General features: G+C 67.4%; 22 protein-coding genes. 11 read left to right on the plus strand and 11 right to left on the minus strand.

Translation table 11 applies throughout. The features are described from left to right. Nucleotides 1-29: 29 nt before the first annotated feature. Nucleotides 30-1,736: a sulfotransferase family protein gene (locus ACVWZN_RS15800; protein ID WP_456954648.1), complete on the plus strand. Its 1,707-nt coding sequence runs from the start codon at nucleotides 30-32 to the stop codon at nucleotides 1,734-1,736. A gap of 29 nt (nucleotides 1,737-1,765) precedes the next feature. Next, the gene (locus ACVWZN_RS15805; RefSeq protein WP_456954649.1) at nucleotides 1,766-2,710 is read left to right on the plus strand and encodes an aspartyl/asparaginyl beta-hydroxylase domain-containing protein; all 945 of its coding nucleotides are present in this window, start codon (nucleotides 1,766-1,768) and stop codon (nucleotides 2,708-2,710) included. A 54-nt stretch (nucleotides 2,711-2,764) separates the two neighbouring features. On the opposite strand, the gene ppa is transcribed toward ACVWZN_RS15805, so the two are convergent. From ppa to ACVWZN_RS15820, 3 genes are all read right to left on the minus strand, one after another. Further along, nucleotides 2,765-3,313 (minus strand): inorganic diphosphatase, encoded by a 549-nt coding sequence (ppa, locus tag ACVWZN_RS15810; protein ID WP_027083751.1) that lies wholly within the window; start codon nucleotides 3,311-3,313, stop codon nucleotides 2,765-2,767. Between the two features lie 140 nt (nucleotides 3,314-3,453). After that, a complete protein-coding gene (locus tag ACVWZN_RS15815) occupies nucleotides 3,454-5,109 on the minus strand; it encodes a mechanosensitive ion channel (protein WP_456954650.1) in 1,656 nt (551 codons plus the stop codon). Nucleotides 5,110-5,257: 148 nt separating this feature from the next. Next, nucleotides 5,258-7,321 (minus strand): sodium-translocating pyrophosphatase, encoded by a 2,064-nt coding sequence (locus ACVWZN_RS15820; protein ID WP_456954651.1) that lies wholly within the window; start codon nucleotides 7,319-7,321, stop codon nucleotides 5,258-5,260. A gap of 201 nt (nucleotides 7,322-7,522) precedes the next feature. Here ACVWZN_RS15820 and ACVWZN_RS15825 point away from each other — a divergent pair, with 201 nt between their 5' ends. Continuing rightward, nucleotides 7,523-8,026 (plus strand): hypothetical protein, encoded by a 504-nt coding sequence (locus ACVWZN_RS15825; protein WP_456954652.1) that lies wholly within the window; start codon nucleotides 7,523-7,525, stop codon nucleotides 8,024-8,026. 95 nt (nucleotides 8,027-8,121) lie between these two features. Here the strand turns inward: ACVWZN_RS15825 and ACVWZN_RS15830 are convergent, their stop codons facing one another. From ACVWZN_RS15830 to ACVWZN_RS15840, 3 genes are read right to left on the minus strand one after another with little or no spacing between them, the layout of a single operon-like run. Further along, complete coding sequence (locus ACVWZN_RS15830; protein ID WP_456954653.1) at nucleotides 8,122-8,652, minus strand: hypothetical protein; 531 nt, start codon at nucleotides 8,650-8,652, stop codon at nucleotides 8,122-8,124. Nucleotides 8,653-8,668: 16 nt separating this feature from the next. After that, nucleotides 8,669-9,331 carry a carboxypeptidase-like regulatory domain-containing protein gene (locus ACVWZN_RS15835; RefSeq protein ID WP_456954654.1) on the minus strand — a complete coding sequence of 221 codons (663 nt, stop codon included), beginning with the start codon at nucleotides 9,329-9,331 and terminating at the stop codon, nucleotides 8,669-8,671. A gap of 27 nt (nucleotides 9,332-9,358) precedes the next feature. Continuing rightward, the gene (locus ACVWZN_RS15840; RefSeq protein WP_456954655.1) at nucleotides 9,359-10,612 is read right to left on the minus strand and encodes a 6-phosphofructokinase; all 1,254 of its coding nucleotides are present in this window, start codon (nucleotides 10,610-10,612) and stop codon (nucleotides 9,359-9,361) included. Between the two features lie 112 nt (nucleotides 10,613-10,724). Between ACVWZN_RS15840 and ACVWZN_RS15845 the strand changes: the two genes are divergently transcribed. The 3 genes from ACVWZN_RS15845 to mpl are packed head-to-tail and all read left to right on the plus strand — an operon-like array spanning nucleotide 10,725 to nucleotide 13,141. Further along, complete coding sequence (locus ACVWZN_RS15845) at nucleotides 10,725-11,303, plus strand: adenylate kinase (RefSeq protein ID WP_456954656.1); 579 nt, start codon at nucleotides 10,725-10,727, stop codon at nucleotides 11,301-11,303. A 19-nt stretch (nucleotides 11,304-11,322) separates the two neighbouring features. Then, entirely contained in the window at nucleotides 11,323-11,703 is a 381-nt protein-coding gene (locus ACVWZN_RS15850; RefSeq protein WP_456954657.1) for a lysozyme inhibitor LprI family protein, read from the plus strand. A gap of 40 nt (nucleotides 11,704-11,743) precedes the next feature. Further along, nucleotides 11,744-13,141 carry a UDP-N-acetylmuramate:L-alanyl-gamma-D-glutamyl-meso-diaminopimelate ligase gene (gene mpl / locus ACVWZN_RS15855; protein ID WP_456954658.1) on the plus strand — a complete coding sequence of 466 codons (1,398 nt, stop codon included), beginning with the start codon at nucleotides 11,744-11,746 and terminating at the stop codon, nucleotides 13,139-13,141. A gap of 15 nt (nucleotides 13,142-13,156) precedes the next feature. Here the strand turns inward: mpl and ACVWZN_RS15860 are convergent, their stop codons facing one another. Next, nucleotides 13,157-15,142 (minus strand): VTT domain-containing protein, encoded by a 1,986-nt coding sequence (locus ACVWZN_RS15860; RefSeq protein ID WP_456954659.1) that lies wholly within the window; start codon nucleotides 15,140-15,142, stop codon nucleotides 13,157-13,159. 70 nt (nucleotides 15,143-15,212) lie between these two features. Here ACVWZN_RS15860 and ACVWZN_RS15865 point away from each other — a divergent pair, with 70 nt between their 5' ends. From ACVWZN_RS15865 to ACVWZN_RS15880, 4 genes are all read left to right on the plus strand, one after another. Continuing rightward, nucleotides 15,213-15,887 (plus strand): serine/threonine protein kinase, encoded by a 675-nt coding sequence (locus tag ACVWZN_RS15865; RefSeq protein WP_456954660.1) that lies wholly within the window; start codon nucleotides 15,213-15,215, stop codon nucleotides 15,885-15,887. A gap of 22 nt (nucleotides 15,888-15,909) precedes the next feature. After that, nucleotides 15,910-16,725 carry an SDR family oxidoreductase gene (locus ACVWZN_RS15870; protein WP_456954661.1) on the plus strand — a complete coding sequence of 272 codons (816 nt, stop codon included), beginning with the start codon at nucleotides 15,910-15,912 and terminating at the stop codon, nucleotides 16,723-16,725. A gap of 9 nt (nucleotides 16,726-16,734) precedes the next feature. Continuing rightward, nucleotides 16,735-17,154, plus strand: coding sequence for a VOC family protein (locus ACVWZN_RS15875; RefSeq protein WP_456954662.1), 420 nt, complete (start codon nucleotides 16,735-16,737; stop codon nucleotides 17,152-17,154). A 108-nt stretch (nucleotides 17,155-17,262) separates the two neighbouring features. Beyond that, complete coding sequence (locus tag ACVWZN_RS15880) at nucleotides 17,263-18,504, plus strand: aspartate aminotransferase family protein (RefSeq protein ID WP_456954787.1); 1,242 nt, start codon at nucleotides 17,263-17,265, stop codon at nucleotides 18,502-18,504. Here the strand turns inward: ACVWZN_RS15880 and ACVWZN_RS15885 are convergent. From ACVWZN_RS15885 to thiE, 3 genes are read right to left on the minus strand one after another with little or no spacing between them, the layout of a single operon-like run. Next, nucleotides 18,489-19,103 carry an HAD-IA family hydrolase gene (locus ACVWZN_RS15885; protein ID WP_456954663.1) on the minus strand — a complete coding sequence of 205 codons (615 nt, stop codon included), beginning with the start codon at nucleotides 19,101-19,103 and terminating at the stop codon, nucleotides 18,489-18,491. The genes ACVWZN_RS15880 and ACVWZN_RS15885 overlap by 16 nt on opposite strands. Further along, nucleotides 19,100-20,383: a glutamate-1-semialdehyde 2,1-aminomutase gene (hemL, locus tag ACVWZN_RS15890; protein ID WP_456954664.1), complete on the minus strand. Its 1,284-nt coding sequence runs from the start codon at nucleotides 20,381-20,383 to the stop codon at nucleotides 19,100-19,102. The genes ACVWZN_RS15885 and hemL overlap by 4 nt, the downstream gene beginning before the upstream one ends. Next, a complete protein-coding gene (gene thiE, locus ACVWZN_RS15895; RefSeq protein ID WP_456954665.1) occupies nucleotides 20,380-21,021 on the minus strand; it encodes a thiamine phosphate synthase in 642 nt (213 codons plus the stop codon). The genes hemL and thiE overlap by 4 nt, the downstream gene beginning before the upstream one ends. 61 nt (nucleotides 21,022-21,082) lie before the next feature. Between thiE and ACVWZN_RS15900 the strand changes: the two genes are divergently transcribed. Then, nucleotides 21,083-21,274, plus strand: a complete 192-nt coding sequence (locus ACVWZN_RS15900) for a rubredoxin (protein ID WP_027083733.1) — start codon at nucleotides 21,083-21,085, stop codon at nucleotides 21,272-21,274. A 4-nt stretch (nucleotides 21,275-21,278) separates the two neighbouring features. Here the strand turns inward: ACVWZN_RS15900 and ACVWZN_RS15905 are convergent, their stop codons facing one another. After that, on the minus strand, nucleotides 21,279-21,725 hold the full coding sequence (locus tag ACVWZN_RS15905) for a DUF192 domain-containing protein (RefSeq protein ID WP_456954666.1): 447 nt from the start codon (nucleotides 21,723-21,725) through the stop codon (nucleotides 21,279-21,281). Nucleotides 21,726-21,909 lie beyond the last annotated feature (184 nt).

Below are 21,909 nucleotides of genomic sequence, written 5' to 3' on the forward strand. Positions count from 1 at the left end.
GGCGTCATGGGAGGTAACGGAGAGCCCGCATGAGGCTTCCGCGGCCGTGGATGGCGTTGCCGTTTGCCGCACCCGCGTCCACGCTGCTGGACGCGGCGCGCGGCATCGACGAGTCAGCGTGGCGTGCGGTTGACGGCGTCGGTGAGCGCGCGGCGATCGCGCTCGTCGGCCCCGAGGCCGCGAACGTGGCCGTGGCACAGGATGACGCGTTCACGCAGTGGCTCGCGGCGTTCGACGTGGCCTGGGCGGACGCACACGTGCTTCGCTTCGAGGCCGGCGCGCACACACCGCTGCAAACCGATGCACGGCGCGTCGCGCGTGATCGAATGCAGGTGCTGGTACCGCTCACGCCCGGCTGGACACTGGACATCGACGGCGGCCGCGTCGCGTTGCAGCCCGGTCAGCTGGGTGCGATCGACACGTGGCGTCCACACCGACTCGCGAATCTCGGCAACGATCGAGGGTTCGCGCTGGTCGCCGATGCCTGCGGTATGCCGGAGCCGTACGCGTCGCGAAACGGCGGCGAGTTTCCGTCGTTACGACTCGGGCGCGAGGAACGGATGCCTGACCCCTGGGAAATCGAATCGACGATCGGTGCATTGCTTGCCGATGTAGTCCGTCCCGGCGTCGATCGGATTCAACCGGTGCTCTCGCGGTTCGTGCGTGCGTGGCGCGGTGATTGGGCGGCGACAGTCGACACCGCCGCGCGGGCACGGAATCGCGCACTGATCGACGACGCGCGCGTGGGACTGCAACGCGCTGGCGCGGACGCGGCCAGCCTTCGCAACGGGCTCGGTTTCGCGGCGGTGCTCGAGCGCCAGGTGTTCGCTTGGTTAGACGGTTCGGCGGACGCGAGCAGCCGCGATCGGCTGGCCGCACTTGAGACGCGCGATCCGCAATTCGACCGCCCGGTCTTCATCGTCAGCCCGCCGCGCGCAGGTTCGACGCTGCTATTCGAAACGCTGGCGCGGGCCCGCGGTGTTGTCACCATCGGCGATGAAAGCCATTCGCTGATCGAAGGCATCGAGTCGCTGACACCTGCGGCGCATGACTTTGAATCGAACATCCTGCGAGCCGGCGATGCGATTCCGGCCGTTTCCGCAGCGCTGCGAACACGCTTCATGGACCAGCTGCGCGATCGCGACGGCCACCGCGTCGACGGCATGTCGCCGGTGCGCATGCTGGAGAAGACGCCGAAGAATGCCCTGCGCATTCCGTTCCTGCGGGCGGTGTTTCCCGAGGCGCGGTTTGTCTACCTGCATCGCGACCCGCGACAGGTGATCGCCAGCATGCTCGAGAGCTGGGAGTCGGGGCGATTCCGCACGTATCCATCGCTGCCGGGCTGGGACGGCCCGCCGTGGTCGCTGTTGCTCGTGCCCGGATGGCGCGAGCTGTCCGGCCGACCGCTTGCCGACATTGTTGGGCACCAGTGGGAAGCAACAACGCGCGTGCTCTTGGACGACTTGGCCGCCCTCGAACCGGACCGCGTGCTCGGAGTCGACTACGCCGCACTGCTCGATGACCCCGATGCAGAGCTTCGACGCGTATGCGACTGGGCCGGCTTCGAATGGGACCGCCCGCTCACCGGCGACCTGCCGCTATCCCGCTACACGACGACGAAGCCCGACGCGTCGAAATGGCGCCGCCGCGAGGCGGAAGTCGAGGCGCAACTCGCGACCCGAGGCGAGCTGGCGAAACGGGCCGCGGCCGCGGCCGGTCGCAGCCTCGCGGAGTAGGATGACGGCGATCTCCCGTTCCGACACCGATGAAACTCCACGCTCCGTTTATCCAGTTGCCGCTGCGTTTCGACGCTGAGGCGCTCGCACGCGAAGTCGATGCACTCGGCGAAGATGCGTGGATGCCGCATCCGCAGGGATTCGCCGGCAACTCCATGCTGCCGCTCGTCGCCGTCGACGGTAATCCGCACGACGAGTCGTTTACCGGCGTGATGCGTCCGACGCCCGCGCTGCAGCGTTCGCCGTACCTGCGTCGCGTGTTCGCCAGCCTCGGTGCGACCGTCGGCCGTAGCCGGCTGATGCGCCTTTCCGGCCATGCAGAAGTCACCCGCCATGCCGACCAGTTCTATTACTGGGCCGAGCGCGTCCGCGTGCACGTTCCCATCGTCACTCAGCCGACCGTGCGTTTCGAATGCGGTGGCGCCGCGATCAACATGGCCGCCGGCGAGTGCTGGATCTTCGATACGTGGCGGCAGCATCGCGTGCTCAACGATGCCGTCGAGTCGCGCGTCCATCTCGTTGTCGACACGGTCGGCGGCGGTGCGTTCTGGGACTTCGTCGCGCGCGGCCGTCGCCATGACGAGCGACGCGCGGACTGGTCGCCGACGCTAATCGCGCCTGGTGAAGGCGATGCGGACGTCGAGTTCGCCTGCGAGGCGCGAAACCTGCCGACGGTGATGAGCCCGTGGGAGATGACCTCGCTGTTTGGCCTGCTGTTCTCGCACGCGGTGCCGCATCCGGCGTGGCGCGCCGTGCATGAACTCACCGCGCGGTTCGCGCGCGAGTGGCAGGGCCTTTGGTTCGAATTCGGCGATGAGCCGGTCGGCCGCGAGCGGTTTCGCGACGCGTTGCGTCGCTACGTCGACGCGGTCACGCCGATCAGCCAGTCGCTCGCGCTCGATAACGAACTCGCCTGGCACGGGGCGATGCTCTCGACGATCGCGCAGGTCGCGGTGCGACCCGACGCCGCATGACTCCCGAAACGAAAACGGCGCCCAAAGGCGCCGTTTTCGTCAAAGAACGACCGATCAATACTTCGGCTTATCGCTCGAATCGTCGTAGCTCTTCATCGCCTCGGCGAGGATCTGCTTCGCGTCTTCCGCGCCGCCCCAGCCGGAGATCTTCACCCACTTGCCCTTCTCGAGATCCTTGTAGTGCTCGAAGAAGTGGCCGATGCGGTCGCACCAGTGCGGCGAGACCTGGTCGATGTCGTTGATGTGCGAGTAGCCGTTGAACACCTTGTCGACCGGCACCGCGAGGATCTTCTCGTCCGAGCCGGCTTCGTCCGTCATCTTTAGCACGCCGACCGGGCGGCAGCGGATCACCGAGCCCGGGATCAGCGGCAGCGGGAGGATGACGAGCACGTCGGCCGGGTCGCCGTCGCCGCAAACCGTGTGCGGCACGTAGCCGTAGTTGCACGGGTAGCGCATCGGCGTGGAGAGGATGCGGTCGACGAAGATCGCGCCGGTTTCCTTGTCCACCTCGTACTTGACGGGCTCCGCGTCCTTCGGAATTTCGATGATGACGTTGATCTCGTGCGGCGGGTTCTTGCCGGTGGGGACGAGGTCCAGGCCCATGGCGGTTGTGCTCCAGATAGCGATGCGCCCGCCGGTCGGCGGGCGCGGGTGGCGGATTTTAGCGGTCCTTGTGCTGCACTGCAGCACCGGGCCCCGGCCGGCGGATGACGTCGACGAGGTGACGTCATCCGCCGGCGCCCTCAATGCGGTTCGTCCGGCGGGCGGCGTTCGAGGTAGTCGTCGGCCCAGCGGCGGGTGATGCGGCCTGCGGCGTCGCGGCCGCCCAGGCCGAACGCCAGCGCGAACGCGATGGCCACTGCGCCCAGCACCAGCCCGAAGGCGAGGTTGACGATGTCGTCGGCCACGCCCATCGCGCGCAGGCCCATGGCGATGACCAGCCCAAGGATCGCGAAGCGCACGATGCGGGCGAGTCCGCGGCCTTCCGGGTTCGCGCGCTCGATCGCGCGCGCGGCGACGTCGGCCAGCCACCAGCCGACGGCGAGGATGACCAGGCCCAGCAGCACGTCCGCGCCGAAGTCGATGAATTGCTGCAGCAGTGCGTTGATGCCGGCGAAGCCGAGCAGCGAGGCGGCCTCGACCGTCGCGAACAGCATGATGAAGAACAGCGCCAGCTTGCTGCCGAACGCCGACAAAGTGCCGGTCGACGACGACGCGCGCGTTGCGGCGATCGTCGAGGTCGGCGTCGACTCCGGCGTGCGCGCCATCGCATCGGTCGGCGTCGGCAACGCGTCTTCGGCTTCCGCGGCGCGTTCCATGGTCGACGTCGCCATCAGCACGTCGGATGTGGCGTCAGTGGTCGCGGTCGACGTCGCGTCCGGATCACTGAACGCATGGCCGAGGCCGAGTCGCGCGGGCAGGCGGTCGAAGCCGAGGTCGGAGAGCAGACGCTCGACCAGGCTGGCGACGAAGCGGCCGAGGAACCACGCGAGGATCAGGATCGCCGCCGCCGCGAGCAGGTTCGGGATCGCGTCGAAGAAGATGCTCAGCATGCGCGTGAGCGGCGCGGAGATCGCGGTGATCTTCAGCGCGTCGAGCGCGGCGATCAACGCCGGCACGATGACCATGACGAACGCGAGTGTGCCGCCGAGGTCGGACAGCTTGAGTCCGCGCGTATCGGGATGCTCCTGGCTCCAGCGGTCGATGCCGGTGCTGGCGAGCAGGTTGCTGACCAGGCCGCGCACGGCCTTCGCGATCAGCCAGCCGACGCCGCCGATGATCGCCGCGGCGAACAGGTTGGGCAGCATGCCGAGCAGGGTCGACGTCATGCCGGTGAGCGGCGTCATCAGCCCTTCGATCTGCAGCGCGCCGACGATCGCGGGCAGGAACAGCAGCAGCACCAGCCAGTAGGCGACGTTGCCCATCGACTGCGACAGCGGCTTCATGTCCGCGTTGCGCGCGAGCTTTTCGTCGACACGCGTGGTGGACAGCGTGCGGTTGACCAGCGTGCGCACGACGGTCGCCACCAGCCACGCCACGACAGCGAGCGCAGCCGCGACCAGAAGCCGCGGCACGTACAGCATCACCGTCGTCGCCAGCGTGTTGAGCGGGCCGGATACGCCGTTGATGCGCAGCACGCTGAACATGCCGATCAGCGCCAGCAGCATGATCAGCCAGAAGACGACGCGGCCGGCGATGCGCTCGAAGTCGACATGGCTCTGCGTATGCGCGCCGACGCGCTGGTTGGTGCCCATCGCGGCAAGGGCACGTCGCGTGGCCGTGGCCGCTACCAGCGCGATGATCCAGCCAACCAGCAGGATGGCGATGCCCCCGAGCACGCTCGGCAGGTAGACGCCCAGGGAGTTCTGCAACGAGGCCTGCCAGTTGGTGTCGTTCACGTCGGGCTCCACGAAAGCCATGCGGCGCACGGCAGCCCGGGACCGTAGCGAAGCGACGATCAACGTCGCGTTGAGCTTTTCTCAGGTCTCTGAAATGGCGAAGGGCGACCCGCAGGCCGCCCTTCGCTTCACGCGTTGAGTCGATGCATCAGGAGCCGAGCAGCGGCACCAGCAGCAGCGCGACGATGTTGATGATCTTGATCAGCGGGTTGATCGCCGGGCCCGCCGTGTCCTTGTAGGGATCGCCGACGGTGTCGCCGGTGACCGCCGCCTTGTGCGCCTCGGACCCCTTGCCGCCGAAGTGGCCGTCCTCGATGTACTTCTTCGCGTTGTCCCATGCACCGCCGCCGGTGGTCATCGAGATCGCCACGAAGATGCCGGTGACGATCGTGCCGATCAGCAGGCCGCCGAGCGCCTTCGGACCGAGCACGAGCCCGACCACGATCGGCACCGCGACCGGCAGCAGCGACGGGATGATCATCTCCTTGATCGCCGACTTGGTCAGCATGTCGACCGCCTTGTCGTACTGCGGCTTGCCGGTGCCTTCCATGATCCCCGGGATGTCGCGGAACTGGCGGCGCACTTCCTCCACCACGGCACCTGCTGCACGGCCGACGGCTTCCATCGCCATCGCACCGAACAGGTACGGGATCAGGCCGCCGATGAGCAGGCCGATGATCACGTAATGATCGGAGAGATCGAAGGTGATCGGCGTTGCCGCGACACCAGCAGCCGCCGCACGCGCGGCGTTGGCGACGTCGAGGTTGTGCGTGTAGTCGGCGAACAGCACCAGCGCCGCGAGAGCCGCCGAGCCGATCGCATAACCCTTCGTGACCGCCTTGGTGGTGTTGCCGACCGCGTCGAGCGGATCGGTGACATTGCGCACTTCCGGCGGCAGTTCCGCCATCTCGGCGATGCCGCCCGCGTTGTCGGTGATCGGGCCGTAGGCGTCGAGCGCGACGATCATGCCCGCCATCGAAAGCATCGACGTCGCCGCGATCGCGATGCCGTACAGGCCGCCGAAATAGTGCGCACCCCAGATTGCGAGGCACACCGCGATGACCGGCATCGCCGTCGACTTCATCGACACGCCGAGGCCCGCGATGATGTTCGTGCCGTGGCCGGTGGTCGATGCCTGCGCGACGTGCTGCACCGGCTTGTACTGCGTGCCGGTGTAGTACTCGGTGATCCAGACGATCGCGCCGGTGAGCGCCAGGCCAATGAGCGCGCAGTAGTACAGCGACATCGCGCCGTACTTCGAATCGCCCATCAGCTGCTGCGTCACGAAGAAGAACGCGATCGCCGCGAGCACCGCCGACACGATGACGCCGCGATACAGCGCGCCCATGATCGAGCCGCCTTCCTTCACCTTCACCACGAAAGTGCCGAAGATCGAGGCGATGATCGACACGCCGCCGAGCACAAGCGGGTAGAGCACGGCGTGCGTGCCGGCTTCGGCCGACATCAGCCCGCCGAGCAGCATGGTCGCGATCACCGTCACCGCATACGTTTCGAACAGGTCGGCCGCCATGCCGGCGCAGTCGCCGACGTTGTCGCCGACGTTGTCCGCGATCACCGCGGGATTCCGCGGGTCGTCCTCTGGAATGCCTGCTTCGACCTTACCGACCAGGTCCGCACCGACGTCTGCACCCTTGGTGAAGATGCCGCCGCCCAGTCGCGCGAAGATCGAGATCAGCGAACTGCCGAACGCGAGGCCGACCAGTGCGTGCAGCGACGCTTCCTCGCTGTAGCCCATGTGCAGGTGCAGGATCGCGTAGTAACCGGCGACGCCGAGCAGGCCGAGGCCGACCACCAGCATGCCGGTGATGGCCCCGCCCTTGAACGCGACGTTCATCGCCGGGCCGATGCCGCGCCGCGCGGCTTCGGCCGTGCGGACGTTCGCGCGCACCGACACGTTCATGCCGATGTAGCCGGCCGCGCCCGAGAGCACCGCGCCGACCAGGAAGCCGATCGCCGTGGGCCAGCCGAGGAAGAAGCCGATCAATGCGAACAGCACGACGCCCGCGATCGCGATCGTCATGTACTGGCGGTTGAGGTAGGCCCGGGCGCCTTCCTGGATCGCGCCCGCGATCTCCTGCATGCGTTCGTTGCCCGCAGGCTGAGCGGTGATCCACCGCGCTGAAATGATCCCGTACAGGATCGCGACGACGGCGCAGATCACCGCCAACATCAAACCGTACTGCTCCAGCATGAACCCCCTCCCCAACTAGAAAGTGGACATCGGACAACGGTGTTTTGAGCTCCTGGCGGCCTCGACCGCACGGACCGCCGGACTATGGCACAGGCATTGCGACAACGAATGTTGCGCTGCGTGATGACCCGCCAGCGGCCGGTGAACGCCCGGTTCAGTGCATCCGTGCGAGGCTCGCCGCCATTCGACAGGAGACCGTCCATGCGCGCAGCCGTCCTTTCCTCGTTCCTCGTGCTGGCGACCGGCCTCGCCACCGCCGCGACCCCGGAGATCCAGCGCCCCGCCAGCGCGCCGCAGGCGAACGGCGTCACCCATATGGTCCGCGCGATCCCCGAGGCCTGCGCGTGGCTGGAAGGCACCTTCACCGGCAACGCGTCCGCGCCGTACAAGTTCGCGCCGGTGCGCAGCAGCCCGACCTGCCAGGCGCGTGCTCGACTGCTGAATCCGGAGAAGGCCAAGCCGAGCGAAGCATCGGGTTGGAAGCTCAACGACGTCGTGCGCATTCCGTCGAAGGATTGCCCGGGGCTGCAGGCCGTCGTCGAAATCTGGCGTCTGACCGCAGATGGCAAAACCCTGCAGCTCGACGCCCAGGGCCGCGCACGCCTCTACCTGCAGGATGCCAAGGCCAATGCCGCAAAGGCCGCACCGACGCCTGCGTACACGGCGAAGGTGGCGGTGGAAGGGAAGGTTTGCGGTGGCGCGTAAGCGGGCGCGAAACGGTTACGGCTGCCGACGTCGCTAGTAGACGCGGGTCGTCAGCCACCGCATTTGACGGCTACGCAGCACATCGGCTGTCCGTGTCAGCGATATAGCATCTCCTGCCAGAACGCCTGCCGGGCGAGCGCGGCCGCATCGACATCCCGGTAGATCTCGGAAAAGAAGCTCATCTGTAGTCGCTCGGGCGAAGACTGAGCCGCCGGGTCACAGGCGAAATCGACTGCACGTTGGATCCAGCTCTGCGGCGCCGCCCGCCAATCAAGGACGTTGTCCTTCGTCATGAATTGGCTGTTGGTGGCAGCCGCGAACATCCGCTCCACCTTTATCTGTCGCGTCCCGCAGCGGACGGCAATCGAGTAGGTCACGTAGTCGCTAGGCGAAGGCGTTTCGAACACCTGCGTCACGGCGACGCGTCGCTCATCGCCGTCTTGTGCGCCCACGCGCCGGGCAAGGAACAGGTCACGTTTCGGTGTATCGCCCGTGCCAAAGATTACGTACCAACAGCGTGGGCCTTGCGTACAGCCTTCGCGAGCGAATGCAGGTAGCGCGGCGACGGTGCCGAGAACAAAAAGGACGGCGGGAAGTGCTCGAGTTAGGCAGTTGTGGCGGTTCATGTCGACTTCCTTGTCATTACTTGATGGCGTCGAGAACTGTGGGCTTTCCGGCTTGTACGTCAACGACCATGTTGACGTAGTGCTCGAGATCCATCTTGATCGCGGTTTCGTTGTAGATCGGGCTCGATGTCGCGGTTCCGTTCCAGTAGTCAATGTTGTATTGGCGCTTGCCTGTCTCTTCGCGTCGCACTCCATCCACCGAATACGGTACGGATGCGTGCAGGAGGTAGCGGCCGGGTTGAAGACCACGGATCTCGAAACGACCGTTTTTGTCGGTTATCACGCGCGCGGTGTAACGCGCCGCATCATCCGACATGAATGTCATTCCGATCACCATGTCGGTCTGGTACTTATCGAGCCAGCTCTTCAGATACGTGGTCATCGGAAACAGCGTGACGAGTTCGCGGTCGGCGTACACCACCTGCTTTCGCGCGAGCAGCCCGGGTTTGGACGCGAGCATCAGGACGCCGCTGAGACTGCCTGTGCCCGGCTCCAGAAGTCTCTCTGCTTCGGCGGTATCGAAGAGCCCGTCACGGTGCTCGACCGTGTCATGGCGTGAGCGCGAATAGATGTGTTGGGCCGATGCCGTGCCCACGGCGCACATCGTCAACAGCGCGGCAGCAACCGCGATCCTTGCAGTGTTCATGGCGTCCTTGTCTCGAGTAGGCCCGCGCAGCAAGCGCGGTCTCGGAAGTCTAGCAGCGCGTTATGGGAACGCGGAAAGGCGTGGCGGCACGAGAGAGAGATCCACCTGCACGTACTTCGGTATCCCATTGCGCCCGTACGGCGGTGGCGCTTCGCCACGGATCAGCGGTTCAAGGTATCGACGCGCGACATCGGTGATGCCGTAGCCGTCCTCGCGAATGAAGTCGTCCGGCATCGTGCGTTCGTGGTTCGCGATGTCCGACAACGCGGCCGGCGCGACGGTCCATCGATACGGGCGATCCTTCATGCGCACGATCACCGGCATCACCGCATTGCGGCCCTTCATCGCGTAGTCGACCGCCGCGCGGCCGACGGCGAGCGCCTGCTTGAGATCGGTTTCCGATGCGAGATGCCGCGCCGAGCGCTGCAGGTAATCCGGCAGCGTCCAGTGCACCTTGTAGCCCAGCGTGTCTTTGACGCGCGCGGCGAGATGCGATGCGACGCCACCCAGCTGCGTATGCCCGAACGCGTCCTTGCCCGCGCCCGCATCGGCGACGAACGTGCCGTCCGCAGTGCGAATGCCTTCGCTCGCGACGACGACGCAGTAGCCGACGCGCTCGACCACTTCGTGCACCTTCGACAGGAAGGCCGCCTCATCGAACGCGCGCTCCGGAAACAGGATGAGATGCGGCGCGTCGTCGGGTCCGCGACCTGCGAGTCCACCGGCGGCGGCAAGCCAACCCGCATGCCGCCCCATCGCTTCGTACACGAACACCTTGGTCGACGTATCGGCCATCGCGGCGACGTCGAGCGCGGCTTCGCGCACCGACACCGCGGTGTACTTCGCGGCCGAGCCGAAGCCGGGGCAGGTGTCGGTCACCGCGAGGTCGTTGTCGACCGTCTTGGGCACACCGACGCAGGTCAGCGGGTAGCCGAACTCCGCGGCCAGCTGCGACACCTTGAGCGCGGTGTCGGCCGAATCGTTGCCGCCGTTGTAGAGGAACCAGCGCACGTCGTGGGCGCGGAACACGTCGATCAGCCGCTCGTACTTCGCACGGTCGGCGTCCAGCGACTTGAGCTTGTAGCGGCAGGACCCGAACGCGCCGCCCGGCGTGTGGGCGAGCGCCTTCACCGTGGACGCCGACAACGGGGTGGTGTCGACCAGTTCCTCGCGCAGCACCCCGAGGATCCCGTTGCGGCCGGCGAGCACGCGCACGCCGTGCTGGCGGCCCGCCTGGATGACGGCCGAGGCGGTGGCGTTGATGACGGCGGTGACGCCGCCCGACTGGGCGTAGAGCAGGGTTCCGGCGGCCATGGGTGTCGAGGATTCGGGACGGTATGCGGTAAGCTGCCGACATCATGCCGGCATTGGCGTCGCCCCGCGTGGAGCGGCTGCGAACAGGTCGGAGATCCATCAGGAGCGACGAATGCGATTGGTACTTCTGGGAGCCCCGGGCTCGGGCAAGGGCACGCAGGCCGCGAGGCTCAGGGAGCACCTGCAGGTACCGCACATCTCCACCGGCGACCTGCTGCGCGCGGAAGTCGCCGCCGGCAGCCCGCTCGGGCTGGAGGCGAAGGAAATCATGGCGCGCGGCGAGCTCGTCAGCGACGGCATCCTGCTCGGCATGCTCGAGGACCGCTTCTCGCGTCCCGACACCCGCGGCGGTTTCATCCTCGACGGCTACCCGCGCAACCTCGCGCAGGCCGACGCCATGGGCACGCTGCTCACGCGTATCGGCCAGCCGATGGACCACGCCGTGTTCCTCGACGTGCCGACCGAGCTGCTGGTCGAGCGCATCGCCGGCCGCGCCAAGGCGGAAGGCCGCGCCGACGACTCGCCGGACGCCGTGCGCAAGCGCCTGCAGATCTACAACGATTCGACCGCGCCGGTCGTGGAGTACTACCGCCAGCACGGCCAGCTCAAGGTCGTCGACGGTGTGGGTTCGCTGGACGACGTGTTCACCCGCATCGTCGAGACGATCGCGCCGGTGAAAGAAGTCGGCTGATTTTTCCAAGGAGATGCACATGAAAGGATTCATCGCTCTCGCATTGTTCGCTGTGTCCGGCGCCGCGTTCGCGAACTCGGCCTGCGACCGCGTCAACAACGATTTCGACGGCCTGTACTGCCTCAACAAGGTCTACCAGCAGGCCGACACCGACCTCAACGCGGCGTACAAGGCGCTCAACGGCAAGCTCGACGCCGCCGGCCACACCGCGCTGAAGGACGGCCAGCTCGCGTGGATGCGCCAGCGCAACGAGCAGTGCTCGATGCGCAAGGGCGACGGTTTCTACGTCGACCTCGACTGCGCCACGCGCACCACGATCGAGCGCACACGCTTCCTGCAGGATCGTGTGCGCGAATGCGTGAGTTCGGGCTGCCGCAACAGCCGACTCGCCACGCCTTGACCCGTCCCCGCGTCGCCGGGGACCGCACGACGGATTCCCTATGAAGCTTCACATCCTCGGCATCGCGGGCACGTTCATGGGCGGCGTCGCCGCGCTCGCCCGCGAACTCGGCCACGACGTGCAGGGCACCGACCAGGCGATCTATCCGCCGATGTCGACGCAGCTCGAGCAGCTCGGCATCCAGCTAGCGCAGGGTTACTCACCCGAATGGATCGACGCCGACTGCGACCAGGTGGTCGTCGGCAATGCGCTGTCGCGTGGCAATACCGCCGTCGAGCACGTGCTCGATGCGCAGATGGACTACACCTCCGGCGCGCAGTGGCTCGCCGAGAATGTGCTGCCGGGCCGCGAGACGCTCGCCGTCGCCGGCACGCACGGCAAGACCACGACGACCACCATCCTCGCGTTCCTGCTCGAAGCCGCGCATCGCGATCCGGGCTTTCTGATCGGTGGCGTCGCTGAAGACTTCGGCGTATCAGCGCGCATCGGCACCGGCAAGGAATTCGTCGTCGAGGCGGACGAGTACGACACCGCATTCTTCGACAAGCGCAGCAAGTTCGTGCACTACCGGCCGACGGTCGCGATCCTCAACAACCTCGAGTTCGACCACGCCGACATCTTTCCTGATGTCGCCGCGATCCAGCGCCAGTTCCACCACCTCGTACGCACGGTGCCGCGTCGCGGCCGCCTGATCGTCAACGGCGAGGACGCGCGCATTTCCGAGGTGCTGGAGATGGGCTGCTGGACGCCGGTCGAAACCTTCGGCCTGGCCGATGCCGACGTAAACGCGAAACCGTTCGACTGGACGGCACGACTCACCGAACCCGACGGTTCGAAGTTCGTCGTGCTGCACAAAGGCAAGGAACAGGGCGAGGTGCACTGGTCGCTGCTGGGCCGGCACAACGTGATGAATGCGCTGGCTGCGCTGGCCGCGGTGCATGCGGTTGGGGTCGAGCCGCGCAAGGTGATTCCGTCGCTCGCGCGCTTCAAGAGCGTCAAGCGACGCATGGAAGTCGTCGGCGTGGTCGGCGACCTCGCGGTGTACGACGACTTCGCGCATCACCCGACCGCGATCGAAACCACGCTCGAAGGCCTGCGTAGCAAGGTCGGCGATGCGCGCATCGCGGTCGCGATGGAACCGCGCAGCAATTCCATGCGCCTCGGTGCGCATTCCGATGCGCTAGCGCCTTCGCTGGCGCAGGCGGACATCGTGGTGTTCCTGCATCGCCCGGAATTGCCGTGGGATGCGACCAAGGTGGTCGGCGCTTTGCGCGGCGATGGGCTGACGGTTCCTGACGTCGACACGCTGATGCGCGAGCTGCACAACCGCGTGCACCCGGGCGACCACGTGGTGTTCATGTCGAACGGCGGTTTCGACGGCGCGCCGCGTCGCTTCGTCGAGCTGCTGCGCGCGGAAGGCGTACTGCCCGCGGGTTGACCGCCGCGATGACGCTCAGCGCGTCGTGCGGATCCGCAACACGGACGTGCCGTCGCCTGCGTCCTGCGTTTGCGACGGCAGCGCGCCAAGTGCATCGAACGTGAGTTGCGCATCGGTCTGCGTGAACCGCTGCGGCCGCCACAGCGCGAGTGCATCGAACGGTCGCGTCAGCACGAGTCGTTGCGCGGTGCCGACCCACAACGGCGTGCCATCGCCAAGCAGCGCTGGTGCGCGCCACAGCCGCAGCACGAAGCGTTCGTCGAAACGCGCGCCGTCGTGGACCATCAGCAACGTCTCGGCGCGTGCACCGAAGCTGGCTGGCAACACGGGCTGACGTTGCGGCGGCACATCGTCGTCGAGCAGGCCGAGCACGGCCTTCCAGTCCGCCTGCGGCTGCACGCGCCAGCCGCGTGATTCGAGCGTCCGGCGCACCGGCGCGAGATCGCCCGCGACCTGCACGTTGAACGGCCAGCCGCCGAGGCCACCCGCATCCTCGCGGGCGGCGGGCAGCTGTCGCCAATCGGTCGTCCACCATGCGTTCGCGTCGAGCACCAGCGTCGCTTCGGGCGGCGTGAAGCGCGCGAGCAAGGGTGCCGATGCGCGCGGCGCATGCCATAGCGCGCCGGCCAGCAATGCGACGTAGAACAGCGTCGCCAGCGGGCGCATCCAGAACGAACGCGCAACGTGGCGCCGGTACGCGAGCCCGAGCACCAGCAACCACACGATGCCGAACACTGTGCCGCCGATGATGTCGCTGGTCCAGTGCGCGCTGAGGTACAGCCGCGCGAAACCGACCAGCGTCGTCAGCACGCCCGCAAGCAGGTACGGCCAGACGCGGCGTCGACCCGGCAATTCGCGTGCGATCAGCACGGCGAAGAAGCCCAGCACGACGGTCATCATCGTCACCGCGACCGACGGAAACCCGAAGCCCGGCGGTGCGGTAGGCGGACGCGGCATGTCGACCACTGACTCGAGCATCGCAGTGAGCGCAAGGCCGAACACCACCGCGGCAAGCCAGTGCGCCGCGGCCATCCAGCGGCGTCGCCACAACAGATAGAGCAGCGCGACTGCCGCGGCGGGCCCGAGCACCTGCGCATCGCCGAGGCTCGCGAGCCCGGCCATCAACTGGTCGGCCAGCGGATTGCGCAGCGACATCATCATGTCGTGCACCCGGTAGTCGATGCCGAGCGGGCCACCGTTCGCGAGCAGCAGCGCGACCAGCGAGAACCACACCCAGCTGATCGCGAGCAGGCACACAGCCAGCATCAGCAGCGACGGCGATTCGGGCCGGTTCGGATCGACCAGTGCGATCGCGTAGCGCTCGAACAGCGGATGGCGCCGCGACCACGACAGCAGCCGCGCGAGCAGCGAGTCCGCATGCCCGGCGAACCAGCGCCACGTGTACAGCACGACGGCCCACGCGATCGCCACCGCGACGAGCAGGGCACCGAGCACCAGTGCCAGCCGATCCGCGACCGCTTCCACCGCCTCGTACGACGCGCCCAGCACCCAGCCCGGCGCGAGAAACGCGACCGCCCAGCCAACGCATGCGATGGCGCTGGGCACGAGATAGCGCAGCGTCGGAACATGCAGCATCCCCGCGATCGCCGGCACGAACGGCCGCACCGCGCCGACGAACCGCGCGATGAAAATGCTCTTGGTGCCGTGGCGACGGAACATCGCTTCGCCGCGCTCCAGCCACTGCGGCCAGCGCGCGAACGGCCCGCGCGTGCGCAGCTGCGGCCCCCAGCGTCGCCCGATCCAGTAGCTCATGCCGTCACCGATGAACGCGCCCAGCGACGCGCTCGCGACCGCGTACGGTCCGTTGACGTGGCCGAGCCCGATCAGCGTGCCGACCGCGAATAGCAGCGGCAGCGCCGGCACCACGATGCCGAGCACGATGACGGCATCGCAGAACGCGACGAGGAAGATCAGCGCGCCCGCAGCGAGCGGATGCGCGCTGATCCAGGCGGTGGCGGACGCGAGCCAGGCGGATGTCATCGACCCGATTATCCCCAGCAGCCGCTGTATCGGAAGCGGCAGCGTCGATGCGACCCGTACACTTCGCACGATGGATGCCGCATCGCCCACCGTCGCGCCGATCGAAATCGAGGCGCTCAAGGCCGACAGCTTCGGCCGCATCGCGCTCATGCGCGACGGCGAGCGCGTGTTCGTGCGTCGCGATCTCGCGCACGTGCCGCTGTGGTTGCGCCTGCCTGCGTGGTGGCTGGCGCGACGCGAAGCGCGCGGACTCGAGGCGGTGCGCGGGCTCGACGCCGTTCCGCAGCTGCTGCGCTGGGACGGACGACGCCTCGATCGCAGCTACATGAGCGGCGCGGCGATGTACCAGCGCCCGCCACGCGGCGACGTGGCCTATTTCCGCGACGCGCGGCGCCTGCTGCAGCGGCTGCACCGTCGCGGCCTCGCGCACAACGATCTTGCGAAGGAAGCGAACTGGCTGGTGCTCGACGACGGCTCGCCGGCAGTCATCGACTTCCAGCTGGCCAGCCGCGGCCACGCGCGATCCAAGTGGATCCGCCTGCTCGCGCGGGAGGACCTGCGCCACCTACTCAAGCACAAGCGCACGTATTGCCCGGACGCGCTGACCCCGACCGAGCGCCGCGTGCTCAAGCGCCGCTCATGGGTGCGCGAGTTCTGGTTCGCGACCGGCAAGCACGCCTACCGCTTCATTACCCGGCGCGTCCTGCGCTGGGAGGACAACGAAGGGCAGGGGCCCAAGCCCTGAGCCACCGACCACGGACGCATCGATGAGCACCCTTTCCGGCAAGACCGTCTTCATCACCGGCGCCTCGCGCGGCATCGGCCGCGCGATCGCACTGCGCGCAGCGGCCGACGGCGCGAACGTCGCCATCGTCGCCAAGTCGAACGTCCCCAATCCCAAGCTGGCCGGCACGATCCACACCGTCGCCGAGGAAGTCGCGAAGGCCGGCGGTCAGCCGCTGGCGCTGCAATGCGACATCCGCGAAGAGGACGAGGTACGTGCGGCCGTCGCCGCGACTGCCGACACGTTCGGCGGCATCGACATCCTCATCAACAATGCCAGCGCGATCTGGCTGCGCGGCGCGCTCGACACGCCGATGAAGCGTTTCGACCTCATGCAGCAGGTCAACGCGCGCGGCACGTTCCTTGTCACCCAGGCCTGCCTGCCGCAACTGCTGCAATCGCCGGATCCACACGTGTTGACGCTCGCGCCGCCGCCCAGCCTCGACCCGAAATGGTGGGGGCCGCATGCCGCCTACACGCTGGCGAAGATGGGCATGAGCTTCGTGACGCTCGGCCTCGCGGCCGAGTTCCGCGAGCAGGGCGTCGCGATCAACGCGTTGTGGCCGAAGACGATCATCGCGACCGATGCGATCAACATGATTCCGGGTGTCGACGCCGCACAGTGCCGTCGTCCCGAGATCGTCGCCGACGCCGCGCACGCGATCCTGACGCGACCGGCACGCGAGGCCACCGGCCGCTTCTTCATCGACGAAGAGGTGCTGCGCGAAGCCGGCGTCACCGATTTCGCACGCTACGCCGTCGATCCTTCGCAGCCCCTGTTGCCCGACCTGTTCCTCTGAGGTGAGTCGATGAAGTACCTGCACGCCATGGTCCGCGTCCGCGATCTCGACGCCTCGCTGCGCTTCTGGTGCGACGGCCTCGGCCTCGTCGAGAACCGGCGCCGCGATGTTCCGCAGGGCCGCTTCACGCTGGTCTATCTCGGCGCGCCGGAGAACCCGGAGTCGGAGATCGAACTGACCTGGAACTACGACGACGAGGACTACGGCACGGCGCGCAACTTCGGCCACCTCGCGTTCGCGGTCGAGGACATCTACGCGACCTGCGCGCAGCTGCTGTCGATGGGCTACACGATCAACCGCCCGCCGCGCGACGGCCACATGGCGTTCGTGCGCTCACCGGACCTGATTTCGGTCGAACTGCTGCAACGCGGCGATGCGCTAACGCCGCAGGAGCCGTGGGCGTCGATGGCGAACACCGGCGTGTGGTGATGCGCCCCCTGCGGGACGCTATGTAGCGGCGGACCGCGCGCTACGTCGCGCCGCCGCCGATCGCGATCGACGACAATGCCGCTGCGCCGAGTGGGCGTTCCGAAGTCGATAACGATGTCCGATTCCGATTCGCTGCTCGGCCTGGCCGACCGCTACTACGTCCCCGTCTACCGCCCGCGCCGCATCGTGCTCGACCACGGCCGCGGTGCGCGGGTCTGGGATCGTGATGGCCGCGAATACGTCGACTTCGGCGCGGGCATCGCGGTCAACGCGCTCGGCCATGCGCACCCGGCACTCATCGAAGCGCTGACCGCGCAGGCCGGCAAGCTCTGGCATACCAGCAACGTCTTCGTGTCGGAACCGCCGCTGCGCTTGGCCGAGGCTCTGGTCGAGGCGTCGGGTTTCGCCGAGCGCGTGTTCCTGTGCAACTCCGGCGCGGAAGCGAACGAAGCCGCGATCAAGCTCGCACGCCGCTGGGCGACGTCGAAGGGCCGCGAGCCCTCGCGCCGCACCATTCTCACCTTCGAAGGCAGCTTCCATGGCCGCACGCTGACCACCGTCACCGCGACGGCGCAGCCCAAGTACCACGAAGGTTTCGAGCCGCTGCCGCCGGGCTTCCGCTACGCGCCGTTCAACGACATCGACGCCGCGCATCAGGCGATGGCGGCAGGCGACGTCTGCGCAGTGCTCGTCGAGCCGGTGCAGGGCGAAGGCGGCGTCATGCCGGCGACGCCCGAGCTCCTCGCCGCGCTGCGCGAGCTCTGCGATACGCACGGCGCGCTGCTGATGTTTGACGAGATCCAGTGCGGCATGGGCCGCACGGGCCGTCTGTTCGCGTGGCAGGACTACGGCGTGCGCCCGGACGTGGTGACGCTCGCCAAGGCGCTCGGCAGCGGATTCCCGATCGGCGCGATGCTCGCCGGTCCGAATGCAGCCGACACGCTGCAATTCGGCTCGCACGGGACGACGTTCGGCGGCAATCCCCTCGCGGCGTCGGTCGCGCTGGCGGCATTGCGCGAGCTGTCGTCGGATGCGGTGCTCGGCAATGTCGCGAAGCAGGCAGCTGCGATTCGCGACGCGCTCGCGTCGTTCGACCGCGAGTTCGGTCTGTTCGACGATGTGCGTGGCCGCGGACTCATGATCGGCGCCCAGCTGCGGCCCGCATTCGCCGGACGCGCCGCCGAAATCCTCGACCGCTGCGTCGGCCACGGCTTGCTGTTGCTCCAGGCGGGCCCGGATGTGCTGCGTTTCGTTCCTGCGCTCAACATCAGCGATGCCGACGTCGCGGAAGGTCTCACGCGCCTGCGCGCCGCGTTGCAGGACTTCGCGGCGCCTCAGCCGAGTCCGTAAGTCGACAGCACGCCGGCGAGGTTGGCCGGCATCGCCACGTGCGCGGCCTGCAAACCTGCGCGACGGGCACCGTCGACGTTAGCGACCGAGTCGTCGAGGAACAGCGTTGATCCCGGCGCGTGGCCGAGCATCCGAACCGCTTCGAGATAGACGCGCTCGTCGGGCTTGCGCACACCGAATCGGCCGCTGCACAGCGCGCGATCGCCAAATGCGGCCGCCAGCGACGGTGCGATCTGCGGCAGCAGTTCGACCAGCAGTTCACCGTTGTTGGTCAGCACCGCGATGTCGGCATGTTCGCGGGCGGTGGAAAGAAGCGCGGGAAGCGTGTCATCGACATCCATCGCGGCGCATCGCGCAGCCGCCCAGAGTTTCCGGTCCACGCGCGCGCCGAGTCCCTCACCGAGCTCGAGGAGATACGCATCCGCGCCAATCTCGCCCGCATCGAAACGATCCTCGAGCCCACTGTCGAACAGCGCCGACCACACCGCATCGACGCGCACGCTCAAGGAATTTGCGAGATGCGCCACCCGAGTGGCGCGGTCATACGTGGCAAGCACGCCGTCGAGGTCGAACAGAACCAGCGACGGCGTCGTGCTCACAGTTCTGCGAACGCCTCGCGTGCGGCGGCGATCGTGTGCGCGATCTCCGCATCGCCATGCGCGCTCGACATGAAGCCGGCTTCGAATGCCGACGGCGCGAGATAGACGCCGCGCTCCAGCATCGCGTGGAAGAAGCGGTTGAAACGCGCGGTGTCAGACGCCTTCGCGTTTTCGAACGTTTCGACGGGACCTTCGCGGAAATACAGGCCGAACATGCCCGGCGCACGCGTGGTGTGGAACGCGACGCCCGCATCGCGGGCCGCCGCTTCGAGGCCGTCGCATAGTGCGTGGGTCGAACGCTCGAGCGCATCGTGGAAACCGGGTGCTTCGATCAGTTCCAGCGTCGCAAGCCCGGCGGCCATCGCCACCGGATTGCCGCTCAGCGTGCCGGCCTGGTAGATCGGGCCGGCTGGCGCGATCTGCTGCATCAGGTCGCGACGCCCGCCGTACGCGCCCACGGGCATGCCGCCGCCGATGATCTTTCCGAACGTCGACAGATCAGGCGTGATGCCGTAACGCTGCTGCGCCCCGCCGAGCGCGACGCGGAAGCCCGTCATCACTTCGTCGAAGATCAGGATCGTGCCGTGTTTCGTGCACAGCTCGCGAAGGTGCTGCAGGTAGCCGTCGCGCGGCAGGATGCAGTTCGCATTGCCGACGATGGGTTCGATGATCAGCGCGGCGATTTCGTCGCCGGTGCTGTCGAACAGCGCGGTCGCGGCATCGAAGTCGTTGTAGGGCAGCGTCAGCGTGAGGTCGGCGAGCGCCGCCGGAACGCCCGGCGAATTCGGCAGGCCCAGCGTCATGACGCCGCTGCCGGCTTTCACGAGGAAGCTGTCGCCGTGGCCGTGATAGCAGCCTTCGAATTTGACGATGCGCGTACGGCCGGTCGCACCTCGCGCGAGGCGGATTGCCGACAGCGTCGCTTCGGTGCCCGAGTTCACCATGCGCACCATTTCGCAGCTCGGCACGATGCGCGTAATCGCTTCGGCCATGTCGACTTCCAGCGGGTTCGGCACGCCGAAACTCAGGCCGTTGCGCATGGTGCGTTCGACCGCTGCGAGCACACGCGGATGCGCGTGGCCGGCGATCATCGGCCCCCACGAGCCCACGTAGTCGACGTAGCGATTGCCGTCGACGTCATGCAGATACGCACCTTCGGCGCGCTGTGCGAAGAACGGCCTGCCGCCGACGGACCGGAACGCGCGTACGGGCGAGTTCACGCCGCCCGGCAGCAGTTCGGAAGCGCGGGCGAACAGTTGCTCGGACGTGGTGTGGTTCATGCGGGATCCTTGAAGCAGTCGATGTAGGCGCGCGCAGCGGCGCTCGGGTCGGGCGATTCGAAGAGGCCGCCGATTACGGCGATGAGATCGGCGCCGGCGTCGATGACGATGCGGGCGTTCGCGGGCGTAATGCCGCCGATCGCGACGCGAGGCAGCCCGAGTTGCGCACTGTCGCGCAGAAGCGCGGGTGTTGCGCGGCGTGCGTTCGGCTTGGTACCGGACGGGAAGAATGCTCCGAACGCGATGTAACTCGCGCCAGCATTCGCGGCGTCGCGCGCACGGTCGAGGCTGTCGTAACAGGACGCGCCGATGATTGCCGAGTCGCCAAGCGCGCGCCGCGCTTCACGTACGTCGCCGTCGTCGCCACCGAGATGTGCGCCGTCTGCGCCAATGTCCAACGCAAGCCGCCAGTCGTCATTGGTGATCAAAGGCACGCCATGCGCTCGGCACAGCCGCTGCAGTGCGACCGCCTGCTCGCGACGCAGCGCTTCATCGGCCTGCTTGTTGCGATATTGCAGCACCGCAGCGCCGGCCTCGAGCACAGGCGCAACGCGAGCGACGAGTAGCCCGGTGTCGGCTTCGTCCGGCGTGATCGCATACAGGCCGCGACGCGGCCACAGCGGCAGGGTGGGAGACATGCTTTCCGCGAAGTGTGGCGGGTGGGACAATGCGCGCCCGCAATCCACGCATTATCCGCTCATGTCGATGCCCGCAGAAAACGCCCCGTTCCGCACCTGGATGTGCGTCGTCTGCGGCTTCATCTATGACGAGGCGGCAGGACTACCGGAAGAAGGCATCGCACCCGGCACGCGCTGGGACGACGTGCCGGACACGTGGACGTGCCCGGACTGCGGCGTCACCAAGGATGACTTCGAGATGACCGAAGTCTGATCGCTTACTTGAGCGGCGCGATGCCGGGCCCCAGCTTGAGTTCGGCACCGTTCTGGAGCTTGAGCTGCTCGGCTTGTCCCGCATTGAGTTCCAGCACGTAACGAGCGGGCGTACCGCTCGGGTAGGGCGGGCAGGCGTCGCCGAGCGTGCAGGGTGGAACGTCGCGCTGCTGCGATACGAGCTTGCGGCCGGTGTCGAAGTACAGGATGTCTAGCGGGATCTTGGTGTTCTTCATCCAGTACGCGAGCGGCTCCTCTCGGTCATGCAGGAAGAGCATGCCGTGGTCGGCGGCCATTTCGTCACGGAACATCAGGCCCCGCTCGCGGCTCTCTTCAGTGTTCGCAAGCTCGACCGCATAGCGCTTACCCGAAAGCTCCACCCACGCGTCACGTCCGCTCGCGCAACCGGTTACCAGCAACAGCGCGAGCAACGGCACCCATCCCTTGTTCATGGCATCGCCTCCGAAAAGTGCGGACGACGTTCCGGTACGAGCGCGCCACGGTCAAGTGTCGATGAACGAGTGGCGCGCAACCGCAAATTGCCTCTTCCCAAACGTCGAGGCGCTGTGCACAATGCGCGCCCCGTTGAAGGGAACGCACCGCGACCGCGGCGCCGGACCTGAAACGAAGCAAAAA

This window comes from Lysobacter sp. HA35, assembly GCF_054061195.1.

Bases quoted from the DNA above. Each gene is read 5' to 3' on its own strand.
- ACVWZN_RS15820 (WP_456954651.1), bottom strand. From the start codon at position 7,321: ATGCTGGAGCAGTACGGTTTGATGTTGGCGGTGATCTGCGCCGTCGTC.
- ACVWZN_RS15805 (WP_456954649.1), top strand. From the start codon at position 1,766: ATGAAACTCCACGCTCCGTTTATCCAGTTGCCGCTGCGTTTCGACGCT.
- ACVWZN_RS15825 (WP_456954652.1), top strand. From the start codon at position 7,523: ATGCGCGCAGCCGTCCTTTCCTCGTTCCTCGTGCTGGCGACCGGCCTC.
- ACVWZN_RS15840 (WP_456954655.1), bottom strand. From the start codon at position 10,612: ATGGCCGCCGGAACCCTGCTCTACGCCCAGTCGGGCGGCGTCACCGCC.
- ACVWZN_RS15830 (WP_456954653.1), bottom strand. From the start codon at position 8,652: ATGAACCGCCACAACTGCCTAACTCGAGCACTTCCCGCCGTCCTTTTT.
- ACVWZN_RS15860 (WP_456954659.1), bottom strand. From the start codon at position 15,142: ATGACATCCGCCTGGCTCGCGTCCGCCACCGCCTGGATCAGCGCGCAT.
- hemL (WP_456954664.1), bottom strand. From the start codon at position 20,383: ATGAACCACACCACGTCCGAGCAACTGTTCGCCCGCGCTTCCGAACTG.
- ACVWZN_RS15875 (WP_456954662.1), top strand. From the start codon at position 16,735: ATGAAGTACCTGCACGCCATGGTCCGCGTCCGCGATCTCGACGCCTCG.
- thiE (WP_456954665.1), bottom strand. From the start codon at position 21,021: ATGTCTCCCACCCTGCCGCTGTGGCCGCGTCGCGGCCTGTATGCGATC.
- ppa (WP_027083751.1), bottom strand. From the start codon at position 3,313: ATGGGCCTGGACCTCGTCCCCACCGGCAAGAACCCGCCGCACGAGATC.
- ACVWZN_RS15800 (WP_456954648.1), top strand. From the start codon at position 30: ATGAGGCTTCCGCGGCCGTGGATGGCGTTGCCGTTTGCCGCACCCGCG.
- ACVWZN_RS15865 (WP_456954660.1), top strand. From the start codon at position 15,213: ATGGATGCCGCATCGCCCACCGTCGCGCCGATCGAAATCGAGGCGCTC.
- ACVWZN_RS15845 (WP_456954656.1), top strand. From the start codon at position 10,725: ATGCGATTGGTACTTCTGGGAGCCCCGGGCTCGGGCAAGGGCACGCAG.
- ACVWZN_RS15870 (WP_456954661.1), top strand. From the start codon at position 15,910: ATGAGCACCCTTTCCGGCAAGACCGTCTTCATCACCGGCGCCTCGCGC.
- ACVWZN_RS15850 (WP_456954657.1), top strand. From the start codon at position 11,323: ATGAAAGGATTCATCGCTCTCGCATTGTTCGCTGTGTCCGGCGCCGCG.
- ACVWZN_RS15900 (WP_027083733.1), top strand. From the start codon at position 21,083: ATGTCGATGCCCGCAGAAAACGCCCCGTTCCGCACCTGGATGTGCGTC.
- ACVWZN_RS15905 (WP_456954666.1), bottom strand. From the start codon at position 21,725: ATGAACAAGGGATGGGTGCCGTTGCTCGCGCTGTTGCTGGTAACCGGT.
- mpl (WP_456954658.1), top strand. From the start codon at position 11,744: ATGAAGCTTCACATCCTCGGCATCGCGGGCACGTTCATGGGCGGCGTC.